The sequence below is a fragment of the Agromyces humi genome (assembly GCF_009720255.1).
GTDB classification, from domain to species: domain Bacteria; phylum Actinomycetota; class Actinomycetes; order Actinomycetales; family Microbacteriaceae; genus Agromyces; species Agromyces humi.
Genome location: NZ_WJSP02000080.1, coordinates 1 through 12,411, shown reverse-complemented (window position 1 = coordinate 12,411; position 12,411 = coordinate 1). Strand labels below are relative to the sequence as shown.

At 70.3% G+C, this 12,411-nt stretch carries 12 protein-coding genes; 8 read left to right on the top strand and 4 right to left on the bottom strand.

The annotated features are described in order from the left end of the window. Positions 1–169: 169 nt before the first annotated feature. Entirely contained in the window at positions 170–376 is a 207-nt protein-coding gene (locus GH736_RS09240; protein ID WP_159602360.1) for a hypothetical protein, read from the bottom strand. 280 nt (positions 377–656) lie between these two features. Here GH736_RS09240 and GH736_RS09235 point away from each other — a divergent pair, with 280 nt between their 5' ends. The 6 genes from GH736_RS09235 (at position 657) to GH736_RS09210 (ending at position 7,548) form a co-directional block, all read left to right on the top strand. Continuing rightward, on the top strand, positions 657–2,780 hold the full coding sequence (locus GH736_RS09235) for a DEAD/DEAH box helicase (RefSeq protein WP_159602357.1): 2,124 nt from the start codon (positions 657–659) through the stop codon (positions 2,778–2,780). Between the two features lie 134 nt (positions 2,781–2,914). Further along, positions 2,915–3,946, top strand: a complete 1,032-nt coding sequence (locus GH736_RS09230; protein WP_159602354.1) for a 6-phosphofructokinase — start codon at positions 2,915–2,917, stop codon at positions 3,944–3,946. Positions 3,947–3,949: 3 nt separating this feature from the next. Beyond that, positions 3,950–4,432 (top strand): 8-oxo-dGTP diphosphatase, encoded by a 483-nt coding sequence (locus GH736_RS09225; protein ID WP_159602351.1) that lies wholly within the window; start codon positions 3,950–3,952, stop codon positions 4,430–4,432. A gap of 89 nt (positions 4,433–4,521) precedes the next feature. Continuing rightward, entirely contained in the window at positions 4,522–5,700 is a 1,179-nt protein-coding gene (locus GH736_RS09220) for an inorganic phosphate transporter (protein ID WP_159602349.1), read from the top strand. Then, the gene (locus tag GH736_RS09215) at positions 5,697–6,038 is read left to right on the top strand and encodes a peptidase (protein WP_159602347.1); all 342 of its coding nucleotides are present in this window, start codon (positions 5,697–5,699) and stop codon (positions 6,036–6,038) included. Before GH736_RS09220 ends, GH736_RS09215 begins: the two co-directional genes overlap by 4 nt. Before the next feature lie 55 nt (positions 6,039–6,093). Beyond that, positions 6,094–7,548 (top strand): NCS2 family permease, encoded by a 1,455-nt coding sequence (locus GH736_RS09210; RefSeq protein WP_159602345.1) that lies wholly within the window; start codon positions 6,094–6,096, stop codon positions 7,546–7,548. Here the strand turns inward: GH736_RS09210 and GH736_RS09205 are convergent. Then, positions 7,506–8,852: a uracil-xanthine permease family protein gene (locus tag GH736_RS09205; RefSeq protein WP_159602343.1), complete on the bottom strand. Its 1,347-nt coding sequence runs from the start codon at positions 8,850–8,852 to the stop codon at positions 7,506–7,508. The genes GH736_RS09210 and GH736_RS09205 overlap by 43 nt on opposite strands. Positions 8,853–9,020: 168 nt before the next feature. Between GH736_RS09205 and GH736_RS09200 the strand changes: the two genes are divergently transcribed. After that, a complete protein-coding gene (locus GH736_RS09200; RefSeq protein WP_159602341.1) occupies positions 9,021–9,350 on the top strand; it encodes a DUF4190 domain-containing protein in 330 nt (109 codons plus the stop codon). A gap of 217 nt (positions 9,351–9,567) precedes the next feature. Next, positions 9,568–11,085: an aspartate ammonia-lyase gene (locus GH736_RS09195; protein ID WP_159602366.1), complete on the top strand. Its 1,518-nt coding sequence runs from the start codon at positions 9,568–9,570 to the stop codon at positions 11,083–11,085. A gap of 15 nt (positions 11,086–11,100) precedes the next feature. Here GH736_RS09195 and GH736_RS09190 read toward each other — a convergent pair whose 3' ends face one another. Together GH736_RS09190 and GH736_RS24920 are read right to left on the bottom strand one after the other, a co-directional pair. Next, on the bottom strand, positions 11,101–11,976 hold the full coding sequence (locus GH736_RS09190; protein ID WP_203230702.1) for a fumarylacetoacetate hydrolase family protein: 876 nt from the start codon (positions 11,974–11,976) through the stop codon (positions 11,101–11,103). Between the two features lie 137 nt (positions 11,977–12,113). Further along, a complete protein-coding gene (locus tag GH736_RS24920; RefSeq protein ID WP_235933915.1) occupies positions 12,114–12,281 on the bottom strand; it encodes a hypothetical protein in 168 nt (55 codons plus the stop codon). Positions 12,282–12,411 lie beyond the last annotated feature (130 nt).

The window sequence follows — 12,411 nt, the reverse complement described above, 5'->3', positions numbered from 1 at the left end:
GACGGTCTGGAAGACCGTGTTTCCGCGCGAGCTGAAACGAATCCAGAAGGAAGGCGCGTTCTAGACATGTCGAAGTACGGATGGGAGGAAGGGGAGGTCAAGCTCCCCGCCGCCGAATTCGGTCGTAGCGGCGGTGGTGGCGGCGGAGGCGGCGGCGGAGTCTGAGCCGTCAGTCCTCGGCGTCGGGTGCGCGCTCGTCGCGGAGGTCGACCCGGCGCTCGGCATCGAGGCCCGGCACCTCGTCGGAGAGGCTGTCGTCGAGCGGCCGGTCGTCGTCGTCGGCCGCGAGCTCCTCCTCGTCGAACTCCGTGTCCTGCGACACCGTGAATTCGTCGTCCTCGGGCGAGATGGCGCCCGCTCCCGCGCGATCGTCCATGGCTGAAGCATAGGACGACTCCGCCGCGGCCGCACGGGTGGATCCGGCGTCGTCGACGCCGTCCTCGCGTCACGCGCCCGTCGGGCGCCCAGTCGGGCTAGACTGGGCACGCGCCCGACGAATCCGTTCTTCGGCCCGACCACGTGAGCCCGGCTCGCGTGCTGCTCGGTTCGGGATTCGGCGTACCGCGTGCGGCGACACCACGGTCGCCCCAGCGGTCCCGACCACCGCCACCGGTGACGAGGGGGCGAGCCGGAGACGGCCCGAGAGCGGGAGGACCATGGCCCAGACGAGGCAGCGCCAGCGCACGAGATCGCGTGACGACGATGCACCCATCATCCCGATCCTCGCGCGCAAGGTGCGCGAGGTGGAGACCAAGGCGCAGAAGGGCAAGCTCGGCCCGACCAACCGCACGAAGTTCCAGGTCATCGCGCTGCTCATGCGCGAGGAGCGGGCCCGGGTGAAGTCCGACCCCGACGTGGCCGACGCCGCTCGCGCCGAGCTGCTCAAGCGCCTCGACGGCATCGCGCAGATCCTCGCGAAGACGGCTGCGCGCGACACCAGCCTCATCGCCCTGCTCGAGCCCGACGCCTCGATCTCCACGGTGGCGCAGCGCTTCCGCCGCGACTGGCTGCTCGAGTCCGGCGCCGAGCTGAGCCCCGACGAGCTCATCATCACGCGCGAGCCCGAGGCCAAGCCCGAGCTCGGCGAGAACCAGGTCATCCCCGCATCGGTGCGCTCCCGCCTGCTGGCGAACCCCTTCCTCGCGCCCGACTTCTCGAAGCCGCAGGCGGCCCCCGTGCCCGTGCGCCGCCTCGCGAACTGGGAGCTGCTCGGCCCCCTGTTCAAGTCGTTCGAGCTCGGCTCGGGCGGCCAGGCCGCGACCATGGAGCTGCCCGAGGCCCCGGCCGTCGATCGGCTCGCCCCCCGCGGGCTCGAGCTCATGAAGCACCAGGCTCGGTTCATCGAGTCCGCCAGGCTCGGCCACCGCACGTTCCTGCTCGCCGACGAGCCGGGCCTCGGCAAGACCGCGCAGTCCGTGCTCGCGGCATCCGTCGCCGACGCCTACCCGCTGCTCGCGGTCGTGCCGAACGTCGTGAAGATGAACTGGGCCCGCGAGGTCGAGCGATGGACGCCGCACCGGCGGGCCACGGTGATCCACGGCGACGGCGACAGCCTCGATGCCTTCGCCGACGTGGTGATCGTCAACTACGACGTGCTCGACCGGCACATGGCGTGGCTGTCGACCCTCGGCTTCCGCGGCATGGTCGTCGACGAGGCGCACTTCATCAAGAACCTGCAGTCGCAGCGCTCGCGCAACGTGCTCGCGCTCGCCGATCGCATCCGCCGCGCCGCTCCCGGCGGCGACCCGCTGCTGCTCGCCCTCACCGGAACGCCGCTCATCAACGACGTCGACGACTTCCGTGCGATCTGGCAATTCCTCGGCTGGATCGAGGGCGACAAGCCCTCGCCGGCGCTCCTCGGCAAGCTCGAGGAGACCGGGCTGACGCCGGCCGACCACGGCTTCTACGTCGAGGCCCGACGCACCGTGATCGACCTCGGCATCGTGCGCCGCCGCAAGGTGGACGTCGCGGCCGACCTGCCCGACAAGCGCATCGCCGACCTGCCGGTCGAGCTCGACGACGAGCTGGGCCGCTCGGTCCGCGCCGCCGAGCGCGAGCTCGGCAACCGCCTCGTGGGGCGCTTCCGGGCCCTCGTCGAGGCGCGGAACCTCCGCATGGGCGACCTCGACGACGACCAGCGCGACCAGTTCATCCGCGCCGTCGCGAGCGCCGAGCTCGAGGAGTCGAAGTCGTCGAAGTCGGGCGAGAACGTCTTCACGATGGTGCGCCGCATCGGGCAGGCCAAGGCCGGCCTCGCCGCGGACTACGCGGCCCAGCTCGCCCGCTCGGTGGGCAAGGTGGTGTTCTTCGCGAAGCACATCGACGTCATGGACCAGGCCGAGGCGGCGCTCGCCGCCCGCGAGCTGCGCACGGTGTCGTTGCGCGGCGACCAGACCGCCCTGCAGCGCCAGGCCGCGATCGACGCGTTCAACACGGATCCCGAGGTCGCGGTCGCGGTCTGCTCGCTCACCGCGGCGGGCGTCGGCGTCAACCTGCAGGCCGCCTCCAACGTGGTGCTCGCCGAGCTCAGCTGGACGGCCGCCGAGCAGACGCAGGCGATCGACCGCGTGCACCGCATCGGCCAGGACGAGCCGGTGACCGCCTGGCGCATCATCGCCGCGCACACCATCGACGCGCGCATCGCCGAGCTCATCGACTCGAAGCAGGGTCTCGCGGCCCGGGCGCTCGACGGCAGCGACGTGGAGCCGGGTTCCGCGGATTCGGTGCAGCTCGACGCCCTGCAGCACCTGCTGCGGGCGGCGCTCGACGGCACGCTCTGACCTCACCCGACGGGGTCCCGCACCGTTCGGGCGGGACCTGAGGAACCCTATAGACTGCCGCAGTCGATACGCCCCGACGCTGCGGCCTCCGGCAACACCACTGTTCGCTTCGAGCACCTTGGAGTCGTCCACACATGAAGATCGGGATCCTCACCAGCGGCGGCGACTGCCCCGGCCTGAACGCCGTCATCCGCGGCGCCGTGCTGAAGGGCGTCATCGCCCACGACACGGAGTTCGTCGGGTTCCGCGGCGGCTGGCGTGGCGTCGTCGAGGCCGATCTCATGGAGATCACGCGTCACGACGTGCGGGGTCTTGCGAAGCAGGGCGGCACGATCCTGGGCTCCAGCCGCACGAACCCGTTCGAGGGTGAGGGCGGCGGCCCCGAGAACATCCAGCGCATGCTCGACGAGCACGGCATCGACGCGATCGTCGCCATCGGCGGCGAGGGCACCCTCACGGCCGCCCGTCGCCTCTACGACGAGGGCGGCATCAACGTCGTCGGCGTCCCCAAGACCATCGACAACGACCTCGCGGCCACCGACTACTCCTTCGGCTTCGACACCGCCGTGCAGATCGCGACCGAGGCCATCGACCGCCTGCGCACGACGGCCGACTCGCATGGCCGCTGCATGGTGCTCGAGGTCATGGGCCGGCACGTCGGCTGGATCGCGCTGCACTCCGGCATGGCCGGCGGCGCCCACGCCATCCTCATCCCCGAGCAGCCCCAGTCGATCGAGCAGATCTGCGAGTGGGTCGAGTCCGTGCGCCAGCGCGGGCGTGCGCCGCTCGTCGTGGTCGCCGAGGGGTTCAAGTTCGACGGCATGGAGGAGGCGCACTCGCACAAGGGCCTCGACGCCTTCAACCGTCCCCGCCTCGGGGGCATCGCCGAGCTCATCGCCCCCATGATCGAGGAGCGCACCGGCATCGAGTCGCGCGCGACCGTGCTCGGGCACATCCAGCGCGGCGGCGAGCCGACCGCCTACGACCGGGTGCTCGCGACGCGCCTCGGCATGGCCGCGGTCGACGCGGTGTACGACCACGCCTGGGGCTCGATGGTGACCCTCCGCGGCACCGACATCGAGACGGTCTCGATCGCGGACGCCACACACAGCCTCAATCGGGTGCCCCAGTCGCGCTACGACGAGGCGAAGATCCTCTTCGGCTGACGGATGCCGCTGCCCCAGGTCTGCGTCTGCTACCTCCTGCGCGAGCGGGCGGGCACGACCGAGGTGCTGCTCGGACGGAAGAAGCACGGCCTCGGCATGGGCAACTTCGTGGGACTCGGCGGCAAGCTCGAGCCGGGGGAGTCCGCCGTCGACGCCGCGGTGCGCGAGGTCTTCGAGGAGTCGGGCGTCGTCGTCGCGGCATCCGACCTCGAACCGCGGGGACTGCTGACCTACCACTTCCCGCATCGCGAGGCGTGGAGCCAGGAGTCCAACGTGTTCGTCTGCCGCACGTGGGCGGGGGAGCCGACCGGGTCCGACGAGCTCGATCCCGAGTGGTTCGCGCTCGACGCGGTGCCGTACCGCGAGATGTGGGACGACGCGCGCCGGTGGCTCCCTGCGGTGCTCGCCGGGGGGCGGGTGCGGCGCACCTTCGTCTTCGGTGAGGATCTCGCCACCGTGGTGGAGGAGCCCGAATCGGTCGCGTAGTATCGTCGGGGCACGGCGTTCGCCGCATCCGCAACCCACGGTCCCTGAACACTCGGTGAATCGCAGCACCGATCCAGAGAAAGACGCCGGTGGAACTCACCCTCCTCGTCGTGCTGGTCATCGTACTGGCCCTCTTCTTCGACTTCACCAACGGATTCCACGACACCGCGAACGCGATGGCCACGCCCATCGCGACCGGTGCGCTGAAGCCGAAGGTCGCCGTCACCATCGCCGCCATCCTGAACCTGGTCGGCGCCTTCCTCTCCACGGAGGTCGCGCGCACCATCTCGGGCGGGATCATCAAGGAGGGCGACGGCGGGATCCTGATCACCCCCGAGTTGATCTTCGCCGGCCTCCTCGGCGCGATCGTCTGGAACATGATCACGTGGCTCCTCGGCCTGCCGTCGTCGTCGAGCCACGCGCTCTTCGGCGGACTCATCGGTGCCACCATCGTGGGCTTCGGCGTGTACGCGATCGACTTCAGCGTGGTGCTGTCCAAGGTCGTGCTGCCCGCGGTGCTCGCGCCGCTCACGGCGGGGCTCATCGCCTACACGGCCACGAAGCTCGCCTACGCGATCACCCGCCGCTACGACGGCAAACCCGACGGCCGCGACGGCTTCCGCTACGGACAGATCTTCTCGAGCTCGCTCGTCGCGCTCGCGCACGGCACCAACGACGCGCAGAAGACCATGGGCGTCATCACGCTCCTCTTGATCTCGGTCGGGCTGCAGCCGGTGGGCAGCGGCCCCGAGTTCTGGGTGGTCACCGTGTGCGCCATCGCGATCGCCCTCGGCACCTACGTGGGCGGCTGGCGCATCATCAAGACCCTCGGCACCGGGCTCACCGACATCAAGCCCGCACAGGGGTTCGCCGCCGAGACCTCGACGGCGGCGACCATCCTCGCCTCCACCCACCTCGGCTTCGCCCTTTCGACGACGCAGGTCGCGTCGGGCTCGGTCATCGGGTCGGGCATGGGTCGCCGCGGCTCGAAGGTGCGCTGGGGCACCGCCGGCCGCATCGGCGTCGGCTGGCTCCTCACCCTCCCGTCGGCGGGCATCGTGGGTGCGCTCGCGGCCTTCGTCGCGACGTTCGGCGTGGTCGGCATCGTCATCGACACGATCGTCGGCGGCGCGGTCATCGGCGGCATCTTCCTGTGGTCGCGGCGGAGCGAGGTCGACGCCTCGAACGTGGTGAGCGAGGTCGCCAGCTCGGGTCGCGCGGTGAAGATCAAGAAGAACCCCAAGCCCAAGAAGAAGGTGGCGCCGTGATCGACTGGCTCGCATTCCTCCTGGTGCTCGTCTCGGCGCTCATCGCGACGGTCGTCGTCGTGAGCACCTACTCGCTCGGCCTGCGCCTGCTGACCGTGTCGGGTCGCACACCCATCGTCACGCCCGCGGAGTTCACCGACGCGATCACCGTCGTCACGCCCGCCGAGGCGAAGGCCGCAGCGAAGAAGGCGGCCAAGGCGGCGAAGAAGAGCCCGCTCACCGACGGGCAGAAGCGCGCGGCGCTCATCGGCGCCCGCGCGTGCTTCGTGGTCAGCGCGATCGCCGTGGTCGTCGGCATCTACCTCATCGTGCCCGTGCTCCACGGGTTCCTCAACTGACGCAGAGGATCCCTCAGGTGTGCAGCTCCGGTCGATGCGCGGCTAGGGTCGTCGCGTGACGACTTCCACCCGTACCGACGTCCCGCCGGGGAGCCCGCGCTCGACGTCCGCCATCGACCGCTTCTTCGAGATCACCGCGCGCGGCTCCTCCGTGGGCGCCGAGGTGCGCGGCGGCCTCGTGACGTTCGTGACGATGGCGTACATCGTCATCCTGAACCCGATCATCCTGTCGAGCGCGACCGACGTCGACGGCGACCAGCTCGGGTTCGCCCAGGTCGCCGCGGTCACCGCGCTCACGGCCGGCGTCATGACGATCCTGTTCGGCGTGGTGGCGCGCCTGCCGTTCGCGTTCGCCGCCGGCCTCGGCATCAACTCGTTCCTCGCGGTGAGCGTCGTCGGCCAGGTGACCTGGCCCGAGGCCATGGGCCTGGTGCTCATCAACGGCCTCATCATCGTGCTGCTGGCCGCGACCGGCCTGCGCCGGCTCATCTTCGACGCCGTGCCGCTGCAGCTGAAGATCGCCATCACGGTGGGCATCGGCCTCTTCATCGCCTTCATCGGCTTCGTGGACGCGGGCTTCGTGACGTCGACCGGGCAGTCCTCGCCGCCCGTCGGCCTCGGCGTCCAGGGGTCGATCGCCACCGTGCCGACCCTCGTCTTCGTGGTCACCCTGGTGCTCACGGGCATCCTCGTGGCGCGCAGGGTGCGCGGCGCCATCCTCATCGGGCTGCTGAGCGGCACGGTGCTCGCCCTCATCGCCGAGGGCATCTGGCACTTCGGCTCGAAGGTCGACAACGAGGGCGGCTGGGGGCTCTCGGTGCCTGCACTGCCCGAGCAGTGGGTGAGCCTGCCCGACCTGTCGCTGGTCGGCCAGGTGAGCTTCGGCAGCTTCGAGCGGATCGGCGTGCTCGCCGCCCTGATGCTCGTCTTCACGCTCGTGTTCACCAACTTCTTCGACGCCATGGGCACGCTCACCGGCCTGTCCAAGGAGGCCGGCCTCGCCGACGAGCGCGGCGACTTCCCGCGCCTGCGTTCCGCGCTGATCGTGGAGGGCGTGGGCGCCGTGGCCGGCGGGTTCACGTCGAGCTCGTCGAACACCGTGTTCATCGAGTCGGGCGCCGGCATCGGCGAAGGCGCGCGCACGGGCCTCGCGAACCTCGTGACCGGCGCGCTGTTCCTGCTCGCGATGTTCTTCACGCCGCTCACGTCCATCGTGCCGTCGGAGGTCGCTGCCGCCGCGCTGGTCATCGTGGGTGCGCTCATGATGGCGCAGATCCGCAGCATCGACCTCACCGAGTTCTCGGTGCTGCTGCCGGTCTTCCTCACCATCACGGTGATGCCGCTCACCTACTCCATCGCCAACGGCATCGGGGCGGGCTTCATCAGCTGGGTGATCATCCGCTCGTGCTCGGGCAAGGCCCGCGAGATCAGCCCGCTGCTCTGGGTCGTGGCGGCCGGATTCCTCGTCTACTTCGTGCGGGGTCCGATCGAGACGCTGCTCGGCGGCTGATCCGGCCTGGCGGGCTGCGGGGCATCGGTGCCGCGCAGCCTGGCGATGCCGCGCATCAGGTGGTAGATGACGATGGCGGCGATCGTGCCCAACGCGATGCCGTTGAACGACACCTCGCCGAAGCTGAACGTGAAGTCGGCGATGCCGATGATGAGCGCCGTCGCGGCCGTGAACTGGTTCACGGGACTCGTGAAGTCCACGCGGTTGTCGATCCAGATCTTCACGCCGATGATGCCGATCAGGCCGTAGAGCGCCGTGGTGATGCCGCCGAGCACGCCGGGCGGGATGGTGTTGATGACCGCGCCGACCTTGGGGGAGAGGCCGAGCAGCACGGCGAAGAGACCGGCGACCCAGTAGGCGGCCGTCGAGTACACGCGGGTCGCGGCCATGACGCCGATGTTCTCGCCATAGGTCGTGGTGCCCGAGCCGCCGAAGAAGCCCGCGATCGTGGTGGCGAGCCCGTCGGAGAAGAGGGCGCGACCCGTCGACGCGTTGATCGAGGCATCCGTCATCTGGGCGACGCCCTTGATGTGCCCGACGTTCTCGGCGATGAGCACGAGCACCACGGGTAGGAACGCCGGCAGCATGCCCCAGACCGCGCTGTCGGCGAACGGGTTGGCGGGCAGGTGGAACTGCGGCAGGCCCACCCACGCGGCATCCGCCACCGCACCGAAGTCGACCTCGCCCTGGACGACCGCGGCGACGTAGCCGACCATCACGCCGAGCAGGATCGACATGCGACCGAGGATGCCGCGGAAGGCGACGCTCGCGACGATGACGGCGGTGAGCGTGATCAGGGCCGTGAGCGGCGCCTGCTCGAAGTTCGACTTCGCCACCGGCGCCAGGTTGAAGCCGATCAACGCGACGATCGCGCCGGCGACGACCGGTGGCATGAGCGCGTCGATCCAGCCCGTGCCGCCCCACTGCACGATGAGGCCGACGAGCGCGAGCAGCACGCCCACGACGACGATGCCGAACAGGGCGGCGCCCATCGGGTCGTCGACGTCGGCGCCCATCGCCGCGAGGATCGGCGCGATGAAGGCGAAGGAGGAGCCCAGGTAGCTCGGCACGCGATTGCGCGTGATGACGAGGAAGAGGATCGTGCCGAGGCCCGAGAAGAAGAGCGTCGTCGCGGGCGGGAAGCCCGTGAGGATCGGCACGAGGAAGGTGGCGCCGAACATCGCGACGACGTGCTGCGCCCCGAGTCCGATGGTGCGCGGCCAGCTCAGGCGCTCGCCGGGGGCGACGACCTCGCCGGGTGCGACGTGGGCTCCGTCGCCGTGGACGGTCCAGGGCAGGTGCATGCTGCTCCGATCGTGAGGGGCCGAATCCCTGTGATCGTATCGGCTCGCCTCCCGTGTCCCGGCGGAGCGGCGGGCGTGCCACCGCGCGATCGGGGGGATAGCCCCATGTCACCCGCCACGTGGCATCCGTAGCGTGGAAGCACACCCCACGAACAGGAGAACATGACCATGACCACCGCAACGCCCACCTCGCAGCCGCAGGCGCCGTTCGGCGAGCCGAACCCGTACGCGCCGGGAGCCGCGCCCACGGCGGAGTCGCGCGGGTTCAGCATCGCCAGCCTCGTGCTCGGCCTCGTGTCGATCGTCGCGAGCTCGACCTTCTTCGTCCCCGTCGCCGGCCTCGTGCTGGGCGTCATGGCGCTGCAGCGTGAGCCGCAGTCGCGCACCATGGCGATCTGGGGCATCGTCCTCAACGGCGTCATGCTCGCCGGCACGGTGCTCGTCACCATCGGCGCGCTGGTCTTCGGCCTCGCGATGCTGCCCTTCGCCTTCCTCTGAGCGCACCTCGGAGCCGCACGCCCGAACGGGCCGCACCCCACGCGGGGGCGGCCCGTTCGTCGCGTCCGGGGCGACGGAGCTGCATCCGGCCCGCTGCCGACCTGCCGCCCGCGATGGACGGCGGTAGGCTCGGAGTCGAGAACCAGCGCGGCGATCCCGCGTGCACACCAGCGCGGCGATCCCGCGCGTACGAGGCAATGGAGCCCGAACCGTGTCGATGACCCGACCCGACCACCTGTCCGACCACCTGATTGCGGAGGAGGAGCACGTGAAGCTCCCTGTCGACCCCGGCACCGCGACCCGCGTCGAGACCGACTCGCTCGGCACCGTGGAAGTGCCCGCCGACGCCTATTGGGGCGTGCACACCATGCGGGCGCTCGAGAACTTCCCGATCTCGAAGCGCCCCATCTCCGTCTACCCCGAACTCATCCGAGCGCTCGCCTCGGTGAAGCAGGCCGCCGCCCGCGCGAACCGCGAGGTGGGCGTGCTGAGCGACGAGAAGGCCGCCTTCATCGACCAGGCCTGCCAGCGCATCATCGACGGGGACTTCCACGACCAGTTCGTGGTGGGCGTGATCCAGGGCGGCGCCGGGACCTCGACGAACATGAACGCGAACGAGGTCATCACCAACGTCGCGCTCGAGCTCGCCGGCTACGCCAAGGGCCGCTACGACATCCTGCATCCCATCGACGACGTGAACCGCAGCCAGTCGACGAACGACACGTACCCCACCGCGCTGAAGATCGCGCTGGCGTTCTCGCTCGCGACGCTCCTCACCGAGCTGGAACTGCTGCGCCAGTCGTTCCTCCGCAAGGCCGACGAGTTCCACGAGGTCCTCAAGGTCGGTCGCACGCAGCTCCAGGATGCCGTGCCGATGACGCTCGGGCAGGAGTTCCACGGGTTCGCCACCACCCTCGGCGAGGACCACGCCAGGCTCACGGAGACCATCTGGCTGCTCTCCGAGATCAACCTCGGCGCCACGGCCATCGGCACGGGCATCACGGCCGATCCCGGATACGGGGCCGCGGCCGTGCGTCACCTCAACGCGATCACCGGGCTCAGCCTCGAATCGGCGCCCGACCTCATCGAGTCCACGAGCGACGCGGGCGCCTTCATGTCGTTCTCGGGCTCGCTGAAGCGCAGTGCCATCAAGCTGTCGAAGATCTGCAACGACCTTCGACTGCTGTCCTCCGGCCCGCAGGCCGGGTTCGGCGAGATCAACCTCCCGCCGCGGCAGGCGGGTTCGAGCATCATGCCTGGCAAGGTCAACCCGGTCATCCCCGAGGCCGTGAGCCAGGTGGCCTACGCCATCGCCGGCACGGACGTCACGGTGACCATGGCGGCGGAAGCCGGGCAGCTCCAGCTCAACGCCTTCGAGCCCGTCATCGCGCACTCGCTGCTGCAGTCCATCACTTGGATGCGGCAGGCGTGCTGGACCCTTCGGGTCAATTGCGTCGACGGCATCACCGCCAACGTCGAGCGGCTCGGCGCCATGGTGGCCTCGAGCGTGGGCGTGATCACGGCCCTCATCCCCTTCATCGGCTACGGCGCGGCCTCGACGCTCGCCAAGGAGGCGCTGGCCAGCGGGCGCCCGGTCGCCGACCTCGTGGTCGAGGCCGGCCTCATGACCCGCCACGACGTCGAGCGGCAGCTCGCGCCATCACGGCTGTCGGGCATCCACCCGATCACGACCGCGATCCCCGTCATCGACCTGCAGGGCGAACCGCACGAGTGAGTCGCGCCGACGAGATCAGATGACGCGGCAGTGCGTGGTGAGGGAGCCGATGCCCTCGACGGACACGGTCACGGTGGAGCCGTCGCGCAGGAAGACCTGCGGGTTGCGCGAGTAACCCGCGCCGCCCGGACTGCCGGTGGAGATGAGCGTGCCGGCGGGAATCGTCGCCGAACGCGAGAGGTACGAGATGATCTCGGCGACCCCGCGTACCATCTCGTTCGTCGACGCGTCCTGCAGGATCCGGCCGTCGAGGTTCGTCGTAAGCCACAGGTCCTGGGGGTCGGGGACCTCGTCGGCGGTCACGACGACCGGCCCGGTCGGCGTGAAGCCGTCGAACGACTTGCAGCGCGACCACTGCGCCTCGCTGAATTGCAGGTCGCGGGCGGTGATGTCGTTGACCACCGTGTAGCCCCAGACGTGGTCGAGGGCGTCGCGCACGTGCACGCCTCGAGCGGGCTTGCCGATGATCACGCCGAGTTCGGCCTCGTAGTCGACCTGGGAGGTGAGGTCCTCGGGCCACGTGGTCGTGCCGCCGTGGCCCGCCAGCGAGTTGGGCCACAGGGAGAAGATCGTCATCGCGGTCTCGGACCGGAGCTTCAGCTCCGACGCGTGCGCGGCGTAGTTCGCGCCGATGGCGATGATCTGCGCGGGGCGCAGCACCGCCGACGAGTGCCGCAGTTCGGAGACGGGCGCGAGTTCGGCGCCGGCGGCGAGTGACGCGTCGACGACGGCGCGCACCTCGTCGAGCCCCTCGGGGCCGCGCTCGATGAGGTCCTGCAGGTCGCGCGGCGCGCACTCCATCACCCCGTCGAGGAAGAGCGCCGACTCCGCCACCACCGCCGCGAGCCGAGGGGTCGTCTGGCCTTCGACTCTGAGGTGCGCGAATCTCACCTGTCTAGGCTATCGGCCGGCGGGCTCGCTCCGCTGTGCACGGCGTACAACGAAGGCCCCTTGGAGCGACGCGATGTCGACAACCGCGGCGCCCTGCGGCGATCGCCGAGGTCTGCGCGCGGCCCCCGCCGCTCGTGCTAGCGCGCCGCCGGCCGCAGCCTGAGCTCCTGCATGCCCCCGTCGACGGCGAGCGAGACCCCGGTGGTCGACCCCGAGGCGGGGCTGGTCGACTCGGAAGACGGGATCACCGTCGAGCACGTCGACTCGGGCAGTGCTCGCAGCATCACCGCCACCGGCGCCGTCACGTTCTCGTCCGGGCGTCGTTCGAATTCGTCCAGTCGAAGGCCCGAGAAGGGCCGATACGCCAGATCCTGTGGAGACCGGCGAGTAGGGCCGGCCGCCGCCGACTCCCCGGAACAGCGTCGTCATCCCCCG

Excerpts from the sequence above, each read along its gene's own strand:
- GH736_RS09200 (WP_159602341.1), top strand. The coding sequence starts at position 9,021 with ATGACCACCGCAACGCCCACCTCGCAGCCGCAGGCGCCGTTCGGCGAG.
- GH736_RS09195 (WP_159602366.1), top strand. The coding sequence starts at position 9,568 with ATGACCCGACCCGACCACCTGTCCGACCACCTGATTGCGGAGGAGGAG.
- GH736_RS09240 (WP_159602360.1), bottom strand. The coding sequence starts at position 376 with ATGGACGATCGCGCGGGAGCGGGCGCCATCTCGCCCGAGGACGACGAA.
- GH736_RS09225 (WP_159602351.1), top strand. The coding sequence starts at position 3,950 with ATGCCGCTGCCCCAGGTCTGCGTCTGCTACCTCCTGCGCGAGCGGGCG.
- GH736_RS09230 (WP_159602354.1), top strand. The coding sequence starts at position 2,915 with ATGAAGATCGGGATCCTCACCAGCGGCGGCGACTGCCCCGGCCTGAAC.
- GH736_RS09205 (WP_159602343.1), bottom strand. The coding sequence starts at position 8,852 with ATGCACCTGCCCTGGACCGTCCACGGCGACGGAGCCCACGTCGCACCC.
- GH736_RS09235 (WP_159602357.1), top strand. The coding sequence starts at position 657 with ATGGCCCAGACGAGGCAGCGCCAGCGCACGAGATCGCGTGACGACGAT.